20 protein-coding genes are annotated in these 20096 nt (G+C 72.7%); 10 read left to right on the forward strand and 10 right to left on the reverse strand.

The genetic code is table 11. From position 1 onward, the window contains the following. Nucleotides 1-75: 75 nt before the first annotated feature. The 7 genes from ACFY2Q_RS11935 to ACFY2Q_RS11965 are packed head-to-tail and all read left to right on the forward strand — an operon-like array spanning nt 76 to nt 8463. The gene (locus tag ACFY2Q_RS11935) at nt 76-1269 is read left to right on the forward strand and encodes a hypothetical protein (RefSeq protein ID WP_387129478.1); all 1194 of its coding nucleotides are present in this window, start codon (nt 76-78) and stop codon (nt 1267-1269) included. After that, complete coding sequence (locus ACFY2Q_RS11940) at nt 1256-3895, forward strand: nitrate- and nitrite sensing domain-containing protein (protein ID WP_387129480.1); 2640 nt, start codon at nt 1256-1258, stop codon at nt 3893-3895. Before ACFY2Q_RS11935 ends, ACFY2Q_RS11940 begins: the two co-directional genes overlap by 14 nt. Further along, nucleotides 3892-4365, forward strand: coding sequence for a roadblock/LC7 domain-containing protein (locus ACFY2Q_RS11945; RefSeq protein ID WP_387129481.1), 474 nt, complete (start codon nt 3892-3894; stop codon nt 4363-4365). Before ACFY2Q_RS11940 ends, ACFY2Q_RS11945 begins: the two co-directional genes overlap by 4 nt. After that, entirely contained in the window at nt 4362-4835 is a 474-nt protein-coding gene (locus ACFY2Q_RS11950; protein WP_387129483.1) for a DUF742 domain-containing protein, read from the forward strand. Before ACFY2Q_RS11945 ends, ACFY2Q_RS11950 begins: the two co-directional genes overlap by 4 nt. Then, nucleotides 4813-5568: an ATP/GTP-binding protein gene (locus ACFY2Q_RS11955; protein WP_387129484.1), complete on the forward strand. Its 756-nt coding sequence runs from the start codon at nt 4813-4815 to the stop codon at nt 5566-5568. Before ACFY2Q_RS11950 ends, ACFY2Q_RS11955 begins: the two co-directional genes overlap by 23 nt. 45 nt (nt 5569-5613) lie before the next feature. Next, complete coding sequence (locus ACFY2Q_RS11960; protein WP_387129486.1) at nt 5614-6147, forward strand: hypothetical protein; 534 nt, start codon at nt 5614-5616, stop codon at nt 6145-6147. A 36-nt stretch (nt 6148-6183) separates the two neighbouring features. Beyond that, complete coding sequence (locus ACFY2Q_RS11965) at nt 6184-8463, forward strand: AAA family ATPase (protein WP_387129487.1); 2280 nt, start codon at nt 6184-6186, stop codon at nt 8461-8463. 18 nt (nt 8464-8481) lie between these two features. Here ACFY2Q_RS11965 and ACFY2Q_RS11970 read toward each other — a convergent pair whose 3' ends face one another. The 9 genes from ACFY2Q_RS11970 to ACFY2Q_RS12010 all read right to left on the reverse strand — a co-directional run bounded on the left by ACFY2Q_RS11970 (nt 8482) and on the right by ACFY2Q_RS12010 (nt 15385). After that, nucleotides 8482-9033 carry a GNAT family N-acetyltransferase gene (locus tag ACFY2Q_RS11970; protein ID WP_387129489.1) on the reverse strand — a complete coding sequence of 184 codons (552 nt, stop codon included), beginning with the start codon at nt 9031-9033 and terminating at the stop codon, nt 8482-8484. Between the two features lie 98 nt (nt 9034-9131). Further along, nucleotides 9132-10028, reverse strand: coding sequence for a hypothetical protein (locus tag ACFY2Q_RS11975; RefSeq protein WP_387129491.1), 897 nt, complete (start codon nt 10026-10028; stop codon nt 9132-9134). Further along, nucleotides 9997-10650 carry a DUF3618 domain-containing protein gene (locus tag ACFY2Q_RS11980; protein ID WP_387129492.1) on the reverse strand — a complete coding sequence of 218 codons (654 nt, stop codon included), beginning with the start codon at nt 10648-10650 and terminating at the stop codon, nt 9997-9999. The genes ACFY2Q_RS11975 and ACFY2Q_RS11980 overlap by 32 nt, the downstream gene beginning before the upstream one ends. A 20-nt stretch (nt 10651-10670) precedes the next feature. Further along, nucleotides 10671-11066 carry a phage holin family protein gene (locus ACFY2Q_RS11985; RefSeq protein ID WP_387129493.1) on the reverse strand — a complete coding sequence of 132 codons (396 nt, stop codon included), beginning with the start codon at nt 11064-11066 and terminating at the stop codon, nt 10671-10673. Beyond that, complete coding sequence (locus ACFY2Q_RS11990; protein ID WP_387129495.1) at nt 11063-11725, reverse strand: hypothetical protein; 663 nt, start codon at nt 11723-11725, stop codon at nt 11063-11065. The genes ACFY2Q_RS11985 and ACFY2Q_RS11990 overlap by 4 nt, the downstream gene beginning before the upstream one ends. A gap of 189 nt (nt 11726-11914) precedes the next feature. Further along, on the reverse strand, nt 11915-12331 hold the full coding sequence (locus ACFY2Q_RS11995) for a DUF3263 domain-containing protein (RefSeq protein ID WP_387129497.1): 417 nt from the start codon (nt 12329-12331) through the stop codon (nt 11915-11917). Between the two features lie 124 nt (nt 12332-12455). After that, entirely contained in the window at nt 12456-13472 is a 1017-nt protein-coding gene (locus ACFY2Q_RS12000) for an ABC transporter permease subunit (RefSeq protein ID WP_387129498.1), read from the reverse strand. Continuing rightward, nucleotides 13469-14479, reverse strand: coding sequence for an ATP-binding cassette domain-containing protein (locus tag ACFY2Q_RS12005; RefSeq protein WP_387129500.1), 1011 nt, complete (start codon nt 14477-14479; stop codon nt 13469-13471). The genes ACFY2Q_RS12000 and ACFY2Q_RS12005 overlap by 4 nt, the downstream gene beginning before the upstream one ends. A 120-nt stretch (nt 14480-14599) precedes the next feature. Next, nucleotides 14600-15385: a DeoR/GlpR family DNA-binding transcription regulator gene (locus ACFY2Q_RS12010; protein ID WP_387129501.1), complete on the reverse strand. Its 786-nt coding sequence runs from the start codon at nt 15383-15385 to the stop codon at nt 14600-14602. Nucleotides 15386-15585: 200 nt separating this feature from the next. Between ACFY2Q_RS12010 and ACFY2Q_RS12015 the strand changes: the two genes are divergently transcribed. Genes ACFY2Q_RS12015 through nagA form a run of 3 tightly spaced genes read left to right on the forward strand, consistent with a single transcriptional unit; the run spans nt 15586 to nt 18678 of the window. Next, nucleotides 15586-16515, forward strand: coding sequence for an SIS domain-containing protein (locus tag ACFY2Q_RS12015; protein WP_387129503.1), 930 nt, complete (start codon nt 15586-15588; stop codon nt 16513-16515). A gap of 55 nt (nt 16516-16570) precedes the next feature. Continuing rightward, the gene (locus ACFY2Q_RS12020; RefSeq protein WP_387129504.1) at nt 16571-17572 is read left to right on the forward strand and encodes an ROK family protein; all 1002 of its coding nucleotides are present in this window, start codon (nt 16571-16573) and stop codon (nt 17570-17572) included. Beyond that, nucleotides 17569-18678 (forward strand): N-acetylglucosamine-6-phosphate deacetylase, encoded by a 1110-nt coding sequence (gene nagA / locus ACFY2Q_RS12025; protein WP_387129505.1) that lies wholly within the window; start codon nt 17569-17571, stop codon nt 18676-18678. Before ACFY2Q_RS12020 ends, nagA begins: the two co-directional genes overlap by 4 nt. Nucleotides 18679-18857: 179 nt before the next feature. Here nagA and ACFY2Q_RS12030 read toward each other — a convergent pair whose 3' ends face one another. Then, nucleotides 18858-20081: a DUF4032 domain-containing protein gene (locus tag ACFY2Q_RS12030; protein ID WP_387129773.1), complete on the reverse strand. Its 1224-nt coding sequence runs from the start codon at nt 20079-20081 to the stop codon at nt 18858-18860. Between the last annotated feature and the right edge of the window lie 15 nt (nt 20082-20096).

Here is a 20096-nt window from a genome sequence, read left to right on the forward strand (position 1 = left end):
CCGGTCCGGCGGACGGGACTCGTCGGCGAACCCGCAACCGCGTCGATCCCCACCCGACGCCGGAGGAGACACACCATGACAGTCCGAGCGCCGCGGGTCCGTCGACGGACGTCCATGATGGGTCGGCTGCTGCCGCTGCTGCTCATCGCCGCGCTACTGGCACCCATGGGCCTGCTTGTCGCCCAGGCCTGGCGGCACACCGGCGACGATCGGGACCTGAGCGCCCGGGAACGGCTCGGCGTGCAATATCTGCGCGCCCTCGCCCCGGTCACCGAGGCGCTCGTGGAGGCCCAGTCGGCCGCGGTCAGCGGCCGACCCGTCCCCGGCGAGCCGCTGACCCGCGCGGTCGAGCAGGCCGCCACCGTGGACGCTCGCATCGGCGTCGAACTGCGCAGCCAGGAACGCTGGGCCGGTCTCCGGGCCAAACTGGAGGCGCTGCGCGTCAGCAGCCCCGCCGACCCGGAATCCGCCTACACCGCGTACGGCGAGGTCACCGACCTGCTGCTCGACCTGCACGACAAGGTGCGGGAGAGCTCCGGGCTGGTCCGTGACCAGGGCGCCGACTCGTTCTTCCTCCAGGACAGTGCCGGCGAGGAGTTGCCGGAGGCGGTGGTGGCCGCCGGCCGGCTCGCCGACCTGAGCACGCTCGCCAGCCGCCGGCCGGACGCCGAACAGCCCCGCAGCCTCATCGAACTGACAAGCCTCCGGGTGTCCGCGCTCGGCCCCGCCAACGACGTGGTCGACAACCTGCGTGCGGCTGTGGACAGCTCGGAGAGCACCGACCTGGGCGCGAACGTGCTCACCCCACTTGACGCCTACCAGCGGTCGGTGGAGGCGCTTGCCGCGTACTCGGCCCCGGCCCCCGACACCGGCACCGTGGACGCGGGCCGACTTGCCGCAGCCGCGCTCAACTCGCGCAACGCCGCCCGGCAACTCCAACCGGTAATCCTCGGCGAACTGGACGCCCTGCTCGTCGAACGCATCGACGGCCTGGACCGGGAGCGCTGGGTCACCGCCGGCGCCGGAACCGCCGCACTTCTGCTGCTGGCCTGGCTCGCCACGCTGCTGATCGCCGCCGCCCGGCGGGCCCGCCGTCGGGCTGCCGCGCCCACCGCGGAAGTGGACAGCCCCGGCGCCCCGCCGCCGGGTGACCTCTGGCAGCCGTCGGGCGGCACGGGCAGACCCGCCGACCCGCGACCGCTGCAACCTGTCGGCGCGGCCCAGAACCCGGAGATCGCACCCTGGGGGGCCTTCGATGCTTCTCGGTAGGCTCCGGATCCGCGGCAAGCTCGCGCTGCTCGTGGTGATCCCACTGCTCAGCATGATCGGCCTCGCCGTGCCCGTGGTGCTCGACCGGGTGGCCGCCGCGCAACGCGCAAGCGACATCACCGACCGGGTACGGCTCGCCAGCCAGGTCGGCAGCCTCGTCCAGGACCTCCAGCAGGAGCGTGTCCTCTCGGTCGGCCTCCTGCTCGGCCGTGTCGAACGCGCCGAACTGATCCGCAAGTCCGCCGACGTGGACGACCGGGTGACCGACCTGCGCTCCGGCGGCGGCGAGGCGCTTACCGGCCCGGTCGAGCGCGCCCTCGACGCGGTGGCCAGCCTCATCGACCTGCGCACGGCAGTCCTGGCCGGCACCGCCAACCCGACCCAGGTGATGGACGGGTTCGGCCCCGTCAACACCGGGCTGATCGATTCGCTCCGGTTGAACTTCGGCGTGGACACCGACACGTTGACCGGCCGCCAGGTGCTCGCCCTGGACGGGCTGCTGCGCGCCGACGAGGGTCTGGGCGCCTGCGCCACCCTGAGCGTGCTGGTCAAGGCGACAGGCGCACCGCAGGCCAGCGCCGCGTACGTGGCGTGCATCGCCGCCCTCCAGGTGGACAGTCGACGCTTCCGCAGCCTCATCACACCCGAGCAACTCAAGGTGGCCCTGCTCCTCGACTCGGCGGTCGCCGCGCGTACCAGCGCCGACTTCCTGGTCACAAGTGCCCGGGACCCGGCCGGCGCGGTCCGGGACGTGCCGCTGGACGTGCTCTTCCCGTCGGTCCGCTCGATGATCCGGCTCGGCCAGTTCGTCGAGAAGAAGCTCGTCGCCGACGTACTCGCCGAGGTCACCGCCGAGCAGCGGCGGGCGTTGACTGCCGCGTACCTGGTCGGCGGCGCGGCGGCGCTGATCCTCGCGCTTGTGGTGCTGCTCAGCGCGGCGGTCGCGCGGACGGTCGCCGGGCCACTGTCGCGGCTCACCCGCTCCGCCGACCGGGTCGCCAGAGTCGCCGAGGCGGAGCTGGTCCGGGTCACCGACGACGAGACGGAGAGCGGCCAGTCGGTTCGACTGGAACCTGTGGAGATTCGGGCCAACGACGAGATCGGCGATCTGGCGCGGGCGTTCGACCGGGTGCAGAACACGGCGGCCCAACTTGTCGAGCGGCAGATCGCGGGCCGGCGCAACGTGGCACAGATGTTCGGCCACGTCGGACGACGTACCCAGAACCTGGTGGGCCGGCAGATCGCGCTTATCGACAGGCTGGAGCAGCAGGAGGCCGACCCTGGTCGCCTGGAACACCTGTACCGACTCGACCACATCTCCAGCCGGTTGCGGCGCAACGCCGGCAGCCTCGTGGTGCTCTCCGGTTCGGCCGGAGCCGACGCGCACACCGCGCCGGTGCCGCTGGCGGACGTGGTCCGGCTGGCGCTCGGCGAGATCGAGGACTACACGCGTGTGGAGGTGCAGGTGCCGCCGGGCATCGCGGCAGCACCGGCGGTCGTCGGTGACCTCGTCCTGGCGCTGGCCGAGTTGATGGAGAACGCGACGGTGTTCTCCCCGCCGCACACACGGGTGCTGGTGGCCGGTGAGGCCACCGAGACCGGCGCCCGGATCACTGTGGTGGACCGCGGCATCGGGATGACCGAGCAACGGCTGTTCGAGGAGAACGCCCGCCTCACCCGGCGGGAACGCCTCGACCTGGCGCCCACCGAGGTGCTCGGCCTCTTCGTGGTGGGCCGGCTGGCCCGCCGCCACGGCTGGGCGGTGAACCTGACCGCCACCGTGGGCGGTGGGGTCACCGCTCAGATGGAGATCCCGTCGGCGTCGCTGGTGCTGCGACGCGCCGACCGGGCCGGGGCCACAGTGGCGAGGGCCACGGTGCCGGACCGGAGTCGACGCCCGTCCGCCGCCATCGACCCGGGTCCGAGTGCCCACTCCAATGCCGTCGTCGCCGCGCCGGCCAGCCTCGACGCGGACCTGCTCAGCCGGGCCACCCGCAGCCTGGAGTCCGGCGAGTCCTGGGACGCGTTCGGTGCACGGGAGTCAGGCGACGTAGCGGCCAGCGTTGACGCGGCACACGCCGCGACCGCTTTGGCCGAGGCCAACGCCAGGCTGCCCCGGCGGCTGCCCCGGGAGACGGCAGACGCCGGCCAGCCGCGTACGGCCACCGCTGCGGAGAGCCGGGAGCCGTCCGACGCCCCCGCCGCCCCTCGGGTCCGGCAACGGGTGCCCGGTGCCAGCCTCGCCAGCGCCGGCACGCCGGTCGGGCCGGTCGACGCCACAGGCGCGGACCCGACTGCCGCCCGCGCGCTGGTCGAGGCATTCCAGGCCGGCGTACGCCGGGCCGAGCAGACCGTCACCATCGACCTGCCCGCCACACCGGGCGGCTCCGAGCCCATGGTGGTACACACGGCGGGCCCGGCAGAGGCCACACTGGACAGACCCCACCTCAGCCGGCGGGTGCCCGGAGCGAACCTCACGGTCACCCCGCCCTGCCCGCCGACCAGCCCGCACCCCGGCGACCCGGCCGAGGTCCGCAACCTCATCACCGAGTTCGAGGCGGGCGTCGCCCGTGCCCTCCGTGAAGTCAGCCCAGACCGCCGGAACGAAGAAGGATCATCACGGTGACCAGCCCCTTCCTGCACGAAAACGTCGACCACCAGAGCCAGCCCACAGCCGTGGACCTCAGCCCGGAGGCCCGCACCTTCAACTGGCTGCTGGACTCCTTCACCTCCAGCACCGCCGGCGTGCTGGAGGCGATCGCCGTCTCCTCGGACGGGCTGCTGATGGCCATGTCGGCCATCAAGGACCGGTCCAACGCCGAGCGGCTGGCCGCCGTCGTCTCCGGCATGACAAGCCTCGCCGGCGGAGCGGCAAGTTGGTACGCGCTCGGCGGCCTCAACCGGGTGATCGTCGACATGGCCGACGGCTACCTGTTGATCAGCGCGATCAGCAGCGGTTCCGTGCTCGGCGTCGTCGCCGACCGGTCCGCCAACCTGGGCACCGTCGCGTACGAGATGACGCTCTTCGCCGGCCGGGCCGGTGGGGCACTCACCCCGCGGCTGATCGTCGAGCTGAAGAACGCCGTCCAGCAATGACCCCGGAGGTCGCCGGCGAGGATCCGGACCCGGAGCCGCGGGTCCGGATCCGCCCCTACCTGCGCTCGCCGCACCCGGGTGGGGGCGGCACGCCGGCGGCGCCGGAGCCGGACGACGGCCGTCCGGCGGGTCCACGGCCGTTCGTGCTCACCTCCGGACGCGTGGAGAGCGTGGACCCGGCGATCGGGCTGGAGACGCAGGTGACCCTGCGCGTCGACGACGGTCGGTGGACCGGCACGTCGACCGCCCTGCTGGCGCCAGAGCTTCAGGCGATCATCGCGCTCTGCTCCGAGCCGATCTCCGTGGCCGAGTTGTCGGCCCGGACCCGGCTGCACTTCGGCGTGACCCGGGTCCTGGTCGGCGACCTGCGGGCCGCCGGACACCTGGACGTGCACGTCACCGACGGCAACGACGCCTTCAACCCCGACCTCATCCTGCGAGTGATTGATGGACTCCGTGCGATCTCCTGAATGGCCGAGCCCTCCGATCGGGGGGCTCGCCGGCAACAGCGCCGCCGCCCGCTACGGCGTGTCGCCGGGCACCGATCCGGCGGTCGGGCGTGCCGGCCTGCCGCCGTCCGCACCGCCACCGCCCTACCGGCCCCCGACGGGTGCCGGGCCGACGCCGCCGTCCGGCAGGCGGCCGGTGGCACCTCCGGTACCGGTCAAGATCCTGGTCGCCGGCGGGTTCGGGGTGGGTAAGACCACCACCGTGGGGGCGATCTCCGAAATCGCCCCGCTGACCACCGAAGCCGAGATGACAAGCGCGGGGATCGGGGTGGACGATCCGGGCATCCGCTCGGCCAAGACCACCACGACGGTGGCGATGGATTTCGGTTGCGTGACAATCGACCGCAGTCTGAAGCTCTACCTGTTCGGCACGCCGGGGCAGGCCCGGTTCGGCTTCATGTGGGACGACCTGGCCCGGGGCGCGCTCGGCGCGCTTGTGGTCGTCGACAGCGCCCGGCTGGACGACTGCTTCCCGGCGATCGACTTTTTCGAGCAGGCCGGGTTGCCGTTCGTGGTCGGCGTCAACGCGTTCGACGGGCGGCTTGCCCTGGAGTTGAGCGAGATCCGCTGGGCGCTGGCCATCGGCGACCACGTGCCGCTTGTGCAGTTCGACGCACGGGATCGACTCTCGGTGCGGGACGCCCTGTTGGTCGTCCTGGACCGCGCGTTGGACCGGGCGACCCGGGACAGGTAGGGCCTGAGCCGACCGGCTCCGGCCGTGGCGGGAAGGGGTGATCTGGTGAGGGGCGACCTGGACGAAACGCTGGCCCGACTGGCCCGGCGCGAGGAGGCGCTGCGCCGGCGGGGCGGCGACCGTGACGACACCCCACCGCCGTCGGGTCCGGCTGGCGGCCCGGAGCACAGCTCGGGAGGTCACGCCGACGCCCGCAACGCCGGCCCGGGCCGCCACGACGCGCGACACGCCGGCCGGGACGACCACGCCGACGTCGCCGGGTGGGGTCCGGTCGAGGCGGTGGCCGAGGCGGTCCGCGAGGTCGTCGGCGCCCACCCGGGGCTGGCGGTGACGGTGCACGTCGAACACGACGGTCGGACGTACCCGCTGCGGGTCCACTGGGACGGCCAGGGCGTCACGGTCGGCCCGGAACGGTCGGCGGCCCCGGTGCAGCCGCCGCCGGCCTGGCCGCTGTCCGGCCGGACGGTGGCGGGCTGGACACCCGGCCCGGACGGTCTGGCGCCGGACCCGGCGGCCCGCCTGGCGGAGCTGATCCGGCGGGATCCGACGGTGCTGGACGAGCTCGATCCGCGGCGCTGATCGCCGAGACTGGCTGTCGGCGGCTACGGTCGGGCGGTGGCGCAACCCGACCTGACACTGATCGCGAGCCTGCGGCCCGCGGCGCTGGACGCCCGACGGGGCATCGTGCGGCTGCACCCGGAGGCGCTGACCGCGCTGGGGCTACGCCCCGGCGACCCGGTCCGGCTGTCCGGCCGGCGGGAGACCGCCGGGATCGTCGCGGCGGCCGGAACGGGGGCGAGCACCGCCCTGCTGTACGCCGACGACCTGACACTTGGCAACCTCGGGCTGCGTGACGGCGGCCAGGTGCGGGTGTCGCCGGTGCCGCTGACCCCGGCGGCCCGCGTCACCCTGGCCGGGCCAGTGGAGGTGGTCGCGGCGGTCAGCCCCGAGATGCTCCGACTCGCCCTGCTGGGCAAGGTGCTCACCGCCGGCGACGACGTGTCGCTACTGCCACAGGACGTGCTGCCGGACGCCTCAGTGCGCAGTCTGGTCGAGGCGGCCCGGCGCAGCCTCGCCACCACGATCGGCTTCGCCTGGACGAGCACCCTGATCAGGGTTGTCGCCGTCGAGCCGTCCGCCGGGTCGCTCGTCACCATGGACACGCTTGTCGGCTGGGAGCACGGCCAGGCCACCTACGGCCAAACCATGCAGGGTCGGGCCACCCACGGCCAGGCCACCGGCAGGCTGTCCGCCCCGGCCGACGCCGCCCCGGCCCGGCACGGCGCGACAGCTCCCCTGCCGGACGCGACAGTGGACGCCCTCGACGTGACCGACGCGCCCGACGTGGACGAGCTGCCCGGGCTGCGGGCCCAGGCCGAGGAGCTGACCGAACTGCTGGACCTCGGCTTCCACCATCGGGAGGTACTGGGCCGGCTGGGGACCACCATCTCGCTTGGCGTGCTGCTCGGCGGGCCGGCCGGCTCCGGCAAGTCGGCGCTGGTCCGGGCCGTCGCGGCCCGGGTGGGTGCCCGCGTACACCAGTTGTGGGCGCCCGAGGTGGCCGCACTGAGCAACCAGGCCGCCGCTGACCGGCTGCGGGCCGCGGCCACAGCGGCACGCGCCGCCGGGCCGGCGGTGCTGCTGGTCACCGACCTGGAGGCGCTCGCCCCGGCGGACGAGCCCGGCCCACTGTCCACCGTGTTCCGGCAGGTGCTCGCGGAGAGCGTCCGGGCCGGCGTCGCAGTGGTCTGCACCACCAGCCGCCCGGAGGCTGTCGACCCGGCGCTGCGCGCACCCGACCTGCTGTCGCTGCGGATCAGCATCCCGCTGCCCGACCCGGCCCTGCGCCGCGAGCAACTAGGCGTCCTGACCCGGCAGGTGCCGCTCGCCGACGACGTGCGACTGGACGAGGTGGCCGGGCGCACCCCCGGGTTCGTCGCGGCGGATCTGGCCGCGCTGGTCCGGGAGGCCGGGGTACGCGCCGCGCTGCGGCAGAAATCCGCCGAGACGCCGACGGTGTCGATGGCCGACTTCACCGCCGCCCTGGAGGTGGTCCGGCCCACGACGATGGCCGCGTCGACTCTGGAGCTGGCCTCGGTGACCCTTGACGACGTCGGTGGCCTGGACGAGGTCAAGCAGACGTTGACCGAGTCAGTGCTCTGGCCGCTCACCTACCCGGACACCTTCGCCCGCCTCGGCGTGCAGCCGCCGCGCGGTGTGCTGCTCTACGGCCCGCCCGGCTGCGGCAAGACGTACCTGGTGACGGCCCTGGCCGGGTCGGGACGGGCGAACGTGCTCTCGGTCAAGGGCGCGGAGTTGCTCTCGAAGTGGGTGGGTGAGAGCGAACGCGCCGTACGTGAGCTGTTCCGCCGGGCCCGCGAGGCGGCACCGACGCTGATCTTCCTGGACGAGATGGACGCGCTGGCCCCGGTACGCGGGCAGGCCACCGACGGGGGCACCACCGACCGGGTGGTCGCCGCGCTGCTCACCGAACTGGACGGGGTGGAGACCCTGCGCAACGTGGTCGTCATCGGCGCCACGAACCGGCCGGACCTTGTCGACCCGGCGTTGCTGCGACCCGGCCGGTTGGGACGACTGATCTACGTGCCGCCGCCGGACGCGGCGGCCCGTGCGGAGATTTTGCGCGCCGCATCCCGACACGTGCCGCTCGCACCGGACGTCGACCTGGCCGCCCTCGGCGAGGATCTGACCGGCTTCTCGGCGGCTGACTGCGCGGCGCTGGTCCGGGAGGCGGCGCTCGCGGCGATGCGGGAATCGCTCGCCGCCGCGACCGTCACCGCCGCGCACGTGGCCACCGCGCGGGAGCGGGTCCGCCCATCGCTGGACCCGGCCCAGGTGGCCTGGCTCGCCGGGTACGCCGCCGAGCGGGCGTGACCTGCTCGGCGGTGGGCTTCAGAGCGCGGGCAGTGTCGAATCGAGGCAGATTTCGGCGTACACCTTCCCGCCGTCCTCGCGCAGTTTCGCGCCGCACCTCTCAAGCATGGCGACCGCGCCGGCATTGTCCCGGGTCGTCTCGGCCACCACGAGCCGCATGCCGGCCCCGGCGGCGGCGTTGAGCAACCCGCGCAGGGCGGCCGCGCCGATCCCCTGCCCGCGCGCCGAGCGGCCCAGCCAGATTCCGGTCTCCACCGTGCCCGGCTCGTCACAGCGAGTCATCCGGACCATGCCCAGCACCTCGCCGCCGACGACGACCGCGTACATCTGCGAGCCGGTCGGGCCGTCCAGGCCGCCGAAGCTCCCCCGGTGATAGTCCCGGAACGCTTCCCGACGCGCGAGCGACCAACCGGCGGGCGCCTCGACCGGGGGCATCACGTCATCTGGCTCCGCCTCGGCAGCCGCTACTGAGAGCAACGACTCGAGGTTCCGCTCGTCCACCGGCTCCAGCCGGACCGCACCTGGCACGTGCCGCAGTCTGCCGCGCTCATCGGCCGAAGTCCACCCCATTGGGCTCGCACTGGCGGTCCGGCCACCGGTACCGGCCGGTCGGGCGGTTGGGGTGTTCCTCCTCACGCTCCGTGTCATCACTCGGAGTGACCGGATGCTCAGGCGGTCGACTCGAACTCGCAGAACACCACCGAGGCGTCGTCGGTGGACTTGTGCCGGCGCAGCCGATCCGGGTGGTCGCGCTCGGCGGCCCGGACCCGGTCGAGCAGCGCCGCCGGCCCGTCGGCGCTCAACTGGTCCAGCAGCCCCGGCCAGTCGGTAAGCCCGAACTGCTCGACAGCGCTTGACGCGCCGTCGCTGAGCAGCGCCGCCCGCCGCAGGCCCCCCGGGCCCCGCCTGGGCACCGACCCGGTCACCGCGTGGAAGGCCGCGTCGGGGTCGGCAGCCGCGACCCAGTAGCCGTGGGTTCGGTTCATCCGCTCCCGCTGGACGCCTACCGCGTGCCGGAACCGGGTCACCGGGTCCGTCGCCCCGGCCGGCACGGTGGCGACCGTCTGCCGCAACTCGGCCATCGCCACGTCCAGCCGGTTGTCGGTCACCACTCTTACCTGCCCGCCTTCGTCGAGCACCAGCGGGCTGTCGCAGAGCACCAGGTAGTCCGCCTGGTCACCGCTGTCGCGCAGCAGGCACACGGTGCTGGACGGGGTGCCGGGATGGTCGAGGTCGCACTGCCCGCCGTGGTCGGCGCGGACGGCGAGGATTGCCGCGGCCAGGTTGCTGGTCAGGCGGGCCGCCGGGCGCACCGCCTCGGCCACCGCGATCCGGGCGGCCAGGTGCCGGACATACCACTCCGGCCCGTGCACGCAGCCGGTGTCGAAGCCCTCCGGCACTGTCGCGCCGTCCAGCACGCCGACAAGTGAGCCGAACTGGAAGGCGATGTCCTCGTTCACCGGGCGGCCGGGGGCCGGCGCGGACGCGGAACGGACCCGCATCACCGGCGCCGACCCCACCGAGCCGGCGGGGTCACCGCTGCCGGATGTCGTCGACGGCCGCATGCGCCTGCCCCTGTACCTGTCCAGCGGCGGACTGGCCCTGCTCCCGGACCGCGGACAACCCCTGCTGGGCGGTGGACCGCACCGACTGCGCCGCCTGCTGCGCGGGTTCCCGGAGGTTGTCCCGGACCTGGTGGCCGACCTGACTTGCCTGTTCGCGCAGCTCACCGGAGTGTTCGCTCACCATGTCGCGGGCCCGCCCGGCCAGCTGCCGCTCCCGGCCGCTCGGCGGGACCAGGGACGCGGCCAGCAGCCCGACCCCGAAGGCGACAATCCCAGCCGCGAGCGGGTTGCCCTGCGTCTGCTCGCGGGACTGCCGCCCGAGTGACCGGACCTCGTCCCGAGCCGAGTAGACCGCACCCTGCGACTGTTGCCCCAACGACCGAGCCTCGTCGCGCACCGAACTGGCCATGTGCGACATCCGTTCGTTGGGCTGCTGTCGGTTGTGGCTCGTGCTTCCCATCACCTTCTCCTTCGCTCGGGTGAACGCGCCCCGGGCCTCACCCACGCGCTCACCGGCGATCCGACGCGGGTTCATCTTGTCGGTCAGCGCGTCGATATCGTTGCTCAACTCGTTGCGGGTCGTCTCGATCTCCCGCCGGATCCGATCCGGATCACTCGACATGACCTGCTCCCTTGACGTGGTCACCGGCCCCGCAGGGCGTCCGGTAGTTCCTGTGCGCTCTGCTTCGTCCGCGGCAGCACGGCGCGCAACTGACGCGCCTGGGTCCGCGCGTTGACGAAGAGGCCGCCGGCGATGACGCCCCAGATGATCGCGACGATCAGCGCGGCCCAGCCCTCGTCCATCGTGTTGGAGAGCCCCCACCAGACGGCGTACGACACGAACAGCACGGCCAGGAACCCGGCCAGCCCCGCCCCGCCGAACATGCCACCGGCCTTGCCTGCCTGGGTGGCCTCCTCGCGGAGCTCGGCCTTGGCCAGTTCGACCTCCTTGCGCATCAGCGTGGAGAGGTCCCGGGTCACGTCACCCATCAGGTCGCCAACGGATGCCTGGGTCCGCTCCTTCTCCGGGGCGCTCACGGTGCCACCCCGCCCGGCACATCCCGTTCCGGCTGGCCAGACGGCGAAATGTTCTGCGCCCGCGCCATTCCGGTGTACGGCTGGTCGGGTTGCTCGTACGGCTGCGGTGGCCCGCCGGCTGCCGCGCCCTGTGGTGGTGCACTGGACCTGCCCGCGCCGTCGCCACCGCTGGTCAGGCCACGGGTGAGCCGTCCGACCAGCAACCCGGCCACCGCCGCGCCGGCGAGAAAGGTGCCGGGATGCTGCCGGGCGTACGCTCGCACGTCGTCCAGCACCTCACCGGGCTCCCGTCCGTCGAGCCAACCGGCAGCCTGTTGGGCGGCGTCGCCCGCCCGGCGGACCGCCTGGCCGGCCAGCCCGGAGTCACCGTCACGTTCGGCCATGGAGTTGAGCCCCTGGCCCAGGTCGCGCAGGCTGTCGACGGCCCGCTGTTGCTGCGACCGGGCCTGCTCCCGAAGCTGGTTGGTGGCCTCCCCGGTCAGGTGCTGGGCCTGTTGACGCGCCTCGGCAGCCACCTGCCCACCCTGCTCGGCGGCGGCGTGGGCAACCCGACCGCCGGCCTGGGCGGCCTGGTGCCCGACCTGAGACGCCTCCTGCCGTGCCTGTTGGCCCCTGCCGGTCGCACCCTGCGATGGCCGGCTCGGGTTGGCACCCGTCATGACCCCTCCCCCCGTTGGACCGCAGCCGCTGAGCAGCGACTCGGTGCACGAGGTGCCTACCCGTCGCGCGTGGCGACATGCTTTGGCCGACGACGGCGGACCGGGCACCGGGGACGGCGTTACTCAGCCGGGCATGTTCGGTACGGGTGCGACCCCGACTGCGCCGCGCGGGAAGGCCCGGGTGCCCGTTCAGCGGCGGCGGTTGCGGGCGCGCGACGCGCGCAGCCGGCGGAGCCGGCCGACCAGCACGGGGTCGGCCGCGAGCGCCGCCGGATTGTCCAACAGCCCGTTGAGCAGCTGGTAGTAGCGCGTGGAGGAGACCCCGAAGGTGTCCCGGACGGCCTGCTCCTTGGCGCCGGCGTGCCGCCACCACTGCTGCTCGAAGGCGAGGATCGCGCGTTCGCGTGGGGTCAGACCCGCGGGCGGCACGGCCGGCGCGGCCGGTTGGGCGGGTTCGGCCGCGTCTTCGTCGTCCGGCCCGGCGTCGTCGGTGCTCTCGACGGCCGGCGCCGGCCGGGGGGTGGGGACACTCGGCGTGCCGGTCGCCTCGTCCGCACGAGCGTCGATGGACGGCTCGGGGGCGGCCGGGGCGGCGTCGGCGGGCATGGCGCTCAGCCTAGCCAGGGACGACAAATGTCGCAGCAACGGCACGGCCGGCCCCGCTCGCCGGAAAGAACCCGACGGCCGGGGCCGGCCGTGCCGTTGTCGTACGTTGCCGTGCGGCCTCCGGTCAGGAGATGTCGCGGCGCCGCATCGCCCAGAGCGCCGCCCCGAGGATCACGACCACGCCGACGGAGAACAGGACCGAGGACTGCTGCCAGGTGATGTCCAGGGTGGCCGGCTTGCACTCGCCGTAGTAGTTCGCGTTGCAGACTTGGTAGTCCTGGAGGGTGACCTTCTTGGTCATCCACGCGATCGCGTACGTGGGCAGCAGCCACGCTTCGGCGAAGCGCACGTTCGCCATCGCCAGCAGGATGCCCAGCCCGAACTGGCCGACCACCATCAGCGCCACGACACCGCCGAGTGCCATCGCGGTGTGCCGCCCGAGCGAGGCCAGCGCGAACCCGATGGTGGTGATCACCAGCACCAGTGCCACGCCGCGCAGACCGGTCAGGGCGAACGACTGCCAGGCCCCGGAGGTCATCTTCTCGGTGCTGCCACGGAACGTCGCGACCGCCCAGAAACCGGCGAACCAGAGCACCGCAGCGGGCAGCGTCACCGCCAACATGCCGGTGAGCAGCGCGGCCAGTTTGTTGAACAGCACTGTGAGCCGATTAGGCCGCCAGAGCAGCAGGTTCATCATGCCGCCGGTGCTCCACTCGGCACCGACGAAGGACGCGCCGACCACGAACCCGACGAGCGCGAGGATCGCCGCGAACGGGACCAACGTCTCGTCGAACGTCTTGCGGAACTCGAACGTCGACGGCAGGAACCACTGCGCGTCGATCTGATCGCGGGTCGGTGCCGTGATCACCGAGCAGTCGTCGGGGTAGCGGCCGTCATTTGGCGTACCGGCCGCTTTGGCCTGCTCGCACGCGACGCGCTCCTGCTCGCTCCAGCGCACCTGCTCCTGGTGCTGCTGGTCGGCCTGGCGTTCGGCCCTGGCGAGCTGGTCGGCGTCGATCTTCTGGTTGGTGAAGAAGACACCTACCACGACTGCGGCCAGCACCAGCAGGCCGAGCAGCGACATGTATCGGGTGAAGCGCCGCTTGGCCAGCCGGCGCAGTTCCGTGCGATAGAGGCTCACGCGCCCCACCCTCCTGCGGCGGAACCGGGCTGACCCGTACCACCGACCCTCGTGGACTCGTCGACCTGCCGGTGCTGGCCGGGGACCGGCGCGGTGGCGGTCAGTTCGAGGAAGACGCTCTCCAGGTCGACCGCGATCGGGGCCAACTCGCTGACGAAGAGGTTCTGCTCGGCCAACAGCCGGGTGATCGTGGCCGGCTTGTCGATGCCGGCCAGCATCAGGTGGTCCGGGTGCGCGTTGACGCGCACACCGGCCCGGGTGAGCGCCTCGGCGGCGGCGGGCAGGTCGCTGACCGCCTCCAGCCGGACCCGGACCGCGCCGGACGAGTGCTGGGCGAGCACCTCGTTGACCGGGCCGAAGGCGACACGTCGACCCAGCGAGATGATGGTGACCGAGTCACAGATCAACTGGATCTCGCCGAGGATGTGGCTGGACAACACCACTGTCATCCCGGATTCGGCGAGCGTCCGCATCAGCGTGCGCATCTCGCGGATGCCGCCGGGGTCGAGGCCGTTGGCCGGCTCGTCGAGGATGAGCAACCTCGGGTTCTTCAGCAGGGCGGAGGCGACGGCGAGCCGCTGCTTCATGCCCAACGAGTACGTCTTGACCCGCTCGCCGGCCCGGTCGCGCAGCCCGACAAGCTCCAGCACCTCGTCGACCCGTGTCTGCGGCACCTCGCCCGCGCCGGCCAGCAGGGACAGCGTGTCCCGGGCCGTGAAGTGCGGGAAGAACTGCGGGCTCTCCACGATCGCGCCGACCTGGCCCGCGACGGCGGGCAGCGCGTCGGGCACCTCGTGACCGAGCAGCGCCATCCGGCCGCCGTCGGACCGGATCAGGCCGAGAAGTGTGCGCAGGGTAGTCGTCTTGCCGGACCCGTTGGGGCCAAGGAAGCCGTGCACCTGCCCTGCCTCGACACGCATGTCGAAGCCGTCGAGCGCGTTGCGGGTGCCGCGTCGACGACTCTTGTACGTCTTACGTAGACCTTCGATCTCCAGGACAGCTGGCAAGCTGCACCTCCCCCGATGGTGGGCGTGACAGCCGACACCATACGCGGTATGCAGGGGCGCATAATACCCGGCATCCATCGACACGCCGATCAATGCGTTTCGTCGACGGAGCGTGACCGGTCAGGCGCAGACGACCTGCACGCCCGCAGCCCGGAAGGCGTCCACCACCTCCGGCGCGGCGCCGGAGTCGGTGACAAGTGTCTCGACCCGCTCGACCGGGCAGATCCGGGCGAAGGCGTGACCGCCCAACTTGGACGAATCCGCAATTATCACCACCCGCTTCGCGCGGGCCACCATCAGGTTGTTCATGGCCGCCTCACCCTCGTGGTGGGCGGCCGCGCCGAGCTGCGGGTCGATCGCGTCCACGCCGAGCAGCGCGATGTCCAGCGTCACCTCGCGCAGCAGCGCCCCGCCCAGCGGGCCGACCAGCTCGAACGACTTCGGGCGTACCACCCCGCCGGCCACGACGACCTTCATCCGGGACCGCACGAGCAACTCGTTGGCGATGTTCAGCGCGTTGGTCACGACTGTGAGCTGGGCGCCCTCGGCATTGGTGTTCAGGTCCGGTCGTACGGCAAGCGCCCGTGCCACCTCCGTGCTCGTGGTGCCGCCGTTCAGGCCGACGACCGTGCCGGGTGTGACGAGCGCGGCGGCGGCGGCGCCGATCCGCTGCTTCTCGGCCGAATGCTTGGCGGTCTTGTAGCGCAACGGCAGGTCGTACGAGACACCGTTGGCGACCGCACCACCCCGGGTGCGAGTGATCATCTGCTGCTGGGCGAGCTGGTCGAAGTCACGCCGGATGGTGGCCTGGGAGACGCCCAGCCGTTCGGCTGCCGCCTCGACGCTTACCCGGCCGTTGTCGGTAAGCATCTCCAGCAGGGCGTTCCATCTGGCGTAGCGGTCCACCGCGGGGGCCCTCCCAGTGACTGCACGAACGGTGATTGATTGCGTGCACACTAGTGCGCAAAACTAGGTCTGCGCAAAAGGCTGGACTGCGCGATCGGCCAGTCGGTTGCCACGACCACCCAGGTTCGCGCAGAATAACGCGCGAAATGCGGGTGTAACGAGCCGTATTGCGCACAGGTCGGCCCTGCGAGGAGTTTCCCATGACGTACGTGGACGCGGAGATCGCGAGCCAACCCGACTGCTGGCGGGAAGCGGCTCGACTGTCGAGCGCCGTACACGGCGACCTTCCGCGCCCCGGCGAGCGGGTCGCCGTCGTCGGTTGCGGCACGTCGTGGTTCATGGCGATGGCGTACGCCGCCCGACGCGAACAGGCCGGCCAGGGCGAGACCGACGCGTTCCAGGCGTCTGAGTTCCCCGCCGGCCGCCGCTACGACCGGCTGATCGCCATCACCCGCTCCGGCACCACCACCGAGGTGCTGGAACTGCTCGCCGCGCTGCGCGGGGTCACCCCCACCACGGTCATCGTCGGCGACCCGGCGTCTCCCGCGGTCGAGGTGGCCTCCGCCTCGGTGACGATGCCCTTCGCCGACGAACGGTCGGTCGTGCAGACCCGCTTCGCGACCACCGCGCTTGCCCTGCTGCGAGCCCACCTCGGCGACCCGGTCACCGCACTCGCCGCCGACGCGGAGGTGGCGGTGCGCTCCCCCCTGCCGATCGACCCGGCCACCATCGAGCAGGTCACCTTCCTCGGTCGGGGGTGGACGGTCGGGCTGGCCGAGGAGGCCGCGCTGAAGTGCCGCGAGGCGGCCACCTTCTGGGCCGAGGCGTACCCGGCCATGGACTACCGGCACGGCCCCATCTCTGTCGCAGCCCCCGGCCGGCTGGTCTGGGCCTTCGGCGAGCTGCCCGACGGGCTGCCCGAGGACGTGGCGGCCACCGGCGCGGCCTTCGTGCACAGCCGTACGCACGGTTGGCGCACGGCGCTCGGCAGCTGGTCGGCCGGCCGCAACCCGGTCGACCCGATGGCCGACCTGATCCTGGCCCAGCGCTTCGCCGTCGCCCTGGCGACGAGCCGCGGCCTCGACGCGGACGCGCCCCGGCACCTGAGCCGGTCCGTGGTGTTGGCGTGAGCGCGAGGAGTGAGCCGGGTTTGCGAGCCCCGCAGTCGCGAACCGAGGTGGCACCGTGAGCAACGGCGACGCCGATCGGGTGGTCGTTGCGCTGGACGTCGGCGGCACCGGCATGAAGTGCGCACTGGTCCGGCCGGACGGTGTGGCCGTACGCACCGAGCGGCACCCCACCGACGCCGCGCGCGGCCCGGCCGCCGTGGTCGACACCATCCTCGATGTCGCCGAAGGGCTGGCCGCGAAGGCCCGCGCGGATGGGCTCACTCCGGTCGCGGTAGGCATCGCCGTGCCCGGGGTCGTGGACGAGGCGCGCGGCGTGGCGGTCTGGTCGGCGAATGTGGGCTTCCGGGACGTACCCCTGCGGGATCTGGTGACGACGCGCCTCGGCCTGCCCACGGCGCTCGGCCACGACGTGCGCGTCGGGGGTATCGCCGAGGCCCGGCTCGGTGCCGGGCGCGGCACCGGCCACGTGCTCTTCGTGGCGATCGGCACCGGCATCGCCGCCGCGCATGTCGTCGACGGCGTGGCCTCCGTCGGCGCGCACGGTGCGGCCGGGGAGATCGGCCACATTCTGGTACGCCCCGGCGGCCCGCGCTGCGGCTGCGGCCGGCCCGGCTGCCTGGAGGCGGTCGCCTCGGCTTCCGCGATCGGGCGTCGGTACGCGGAGTTGGCCGGCGGGACACCCGACGCCGCGGTGACGGCGGCCGTGGTATCCGAGCGGGCGGCGGCGGGCGAACCCCTCGCCGGGCAGGTCTGGCGGGAGGCGGTCGACGCGCTCGCCGACGGCCTGGCCAGCGGGCAGGCGTTGTTCGACGTGGCGATGATCGTGCTCGGCGGCGGCCTGGCCCAGGCCGGGGACCTGCTCCTCGGCCCCCTGCTGGTGGCGATGCACGATCGGATGACCTTCCACCGGGAGCCGCGGCTGGTCGCGGCGGCCCTCGGCGACGAGGCCGGCTGCCTCGGTGCCGCTCTGCTCGCCCTGGACGCCCTGGACGCCGCCGGTGTCAGTGACCATGCCCTGGACGCCGCCGGCGTCGGTGACCATCAGGAGGAACGATGACGGCACGGGTGAACGGCCGAGTGGTGAGTCCGACCGGTGTGATCCGGCAGGGCTGCGTCGAGTGGGACGGTGATCGGATCACCGCCGTCGCCGAATATCCGTCGGTCCGTGACGGGCACTGGATCCTGCCCGGCTTCGTCGACATGCACACGCACGGCGGTGGCGGGCACACATTCACCACCGGGGACGCCGACCAGGCCCGCGCGGCGGCGGGCTTCCACCTGGCGCACGGCACCACCACCCTGCTGGCCAGCCTGGTCAGCTCGCCGTTCGCGGTGATGCGTGCGGCCACCGAGGCGTTCGCGCCGCTTGTCGACGAGGGTGTGCTGGCGGGCGTCCACTTCGAGGGCCCGTACCTCTCGGATGCCCGCTGCGGCGCACAGAACCCGGAGCACCTCCGCGACCCGTCCACCGACGAACTGGCCGAGCTGATCGAACTGGGCCGGGGCGCGATCCGGATGGTCACCCTCGCCCCGGAGCGCGACGGAGCGCTGGAGGCGATCAAACTGCTCACCGCTCAGCGTGTGGTGGCCGCCGTGGGCCACACCGACGCCACCTACGAGCAGACCAGCGCGGCGATCGCCGCTGGCGCGAGCGTGGGTACGCATCTGTTCAACGGCATGCGGCCGGTGCACCACCGTGAGCCGGGGCCGGTGGTGGCCCTGCTCGACGCGCCCACAGTGATCTGTGAGCTGGTCGCCGACGGGGTGCACCTGCACGACGGCATCCTGACCTTCGCCACGGCGACCGTCGGCCCCGACCGGGCGGCGCTGATCACCGACGCGATGGCCGCCGCTGGGATGGCCGACGGCGAGTACGAGCTGGGTGGCCAGGCCGTCACCGTGGCCGACGGGGTGGCCCGGTTGGCCCGCGACGGAGCTATCGCCGGCAGCACGTTGACTATGGACGCCGCGCTGCGGCACGCAGTGGACGCCGGCATCCCGATGGCCGACGCCGCCCGGATGGTGGCCACCACCCCGGCGCGGGCCATCGGCCTGGGCGACCGGGTGGGTGCCCTGCAGGTCGGCCTCCGCGCCGACCTGGTGGTGCTGGACGAGGACCTGAACGTGGTTCGAGTGCTGCGCGGCGGCTCCTGGGTGGAGTGAGACTTGGCCGCCGCTCCACGCGCGCCCCGTGGGCGGTGGCGTCGCTCAGCGATGCCGGCCTGGTCGGCCGGACATGTGCCCTGCGGGCCCTTTGGAGCTGAATCGTTTGCGACATCAGCTCCAAAGGCAGTGCCCACACTCCTGGCTGCCTGGGAGGGGCACGGCACGACTGGGCCGGGTCAGCTGATGGCGGTGACCTCGACGCCGAGGACGGCCTGCTCGTCGGGGCGGTGCACAAGCACGTCGGCGAGGTACGACTGGACCGCGTGGCGCATCCCGACGTCCCGGCCGGCCTGCTCGGAGAGCAGCCACTTGTGCTCGATGATCTGCGCGAACAGCTCCTGCGGCTCAAGCTTGCGGCGCAGGTGCGCGGGCACGGCCCGGACCACCGGCTCGAAGACCTCGGTGAGCCAGCGGTGCGCGGCCTGCTGCTCGTCGATCAGGTCACTCTCCGCCCGGTAGGCGTCCAGGTCGTTGAGCAACTTGCGGGCCTGGTTCTCCTCGGCGTCCAAGCCGGTGAGCCGCAGCAGCCGCCGGGTGTGGTAGCCGGCGTCGACCACCTTCGGGCGGACCAGGTAGCGCCCGCCCTCGATCGTCGACATGGCCACCTCGGCCACGTCGAAGCCCAGCTCGTTGAGGCGGCGGATCCGGCCCTCGATGTCGTGCCGGGCCTCCCGCTCGATCGCCTGCTCGTAGGTGATCTCGTGCCAGAGCCGTTCGTAGCGCTGCACGACCTCCTCGCAGACCACCTCCGGGTCGATGGACTCGTGCAGCAGGCCGGCGGCCTGAAGGTCGAGCGCCTCGCCGAAGATGTTGACCCGGGCGATCTCCAGGTCCTCGCCGCGCTGGCCGTTCGAGAGCGAGTTGTGCAGGGCTCCCGTCTCCGCGTCCACCAGGTAGGCGGCGAACGCGCCCGCGTCCCGGCGGAACAGGGTGTTGGACAGCGAGCAGTCGCCCCAGAAGAAGCCGGTCAGGTGCATCCGCACGATCAGGGCGGCGAGCGCGTCGAGCAGTCGGCTCATCGTCTCCGGGCGCAGGGTGTGCGAGAAGAGCGCCCGGTACGGCAGCGAGAACTGCAGATGCCTGGTGATCAGCACCGATTCGAGGGGTTCGCCGTCGTCGGTCTGCCGGTCGGCGACGACAGCCACCGCCTCGACCGACGGGAAGTCGATCCGCTCCAGCGCTCGCAGCAGGTCGTACTCCCGCTCGGCGATCCGCTCGCGGGTCTCCTTGAACGCGTACACGTAGTCACCGAGCCGGACGAACCGGACGATATGCCGGGAGATGCCCTGCGGCAGGGCCACCAGGTGCTGGGCAGGCCACTCCTCCAGCGGTGTCGACCAGGGCAGGTCGAGCAGCGCCGGGTCGACGAGGGCAGAGGTGATCCGCACGGGCACAAGCATGACGGGTCGCCCCCG

The sequence above is a fragment of the Micromonospora sp. NPDC000316 genome (assembly GCF_042898885.1).
Taxonomy (GTDB): domain Bacteria; phylum Actinomycetota; class Actinomycetes; order Mycobacteriales; family Micromonosporaceae; genus Micromonospora.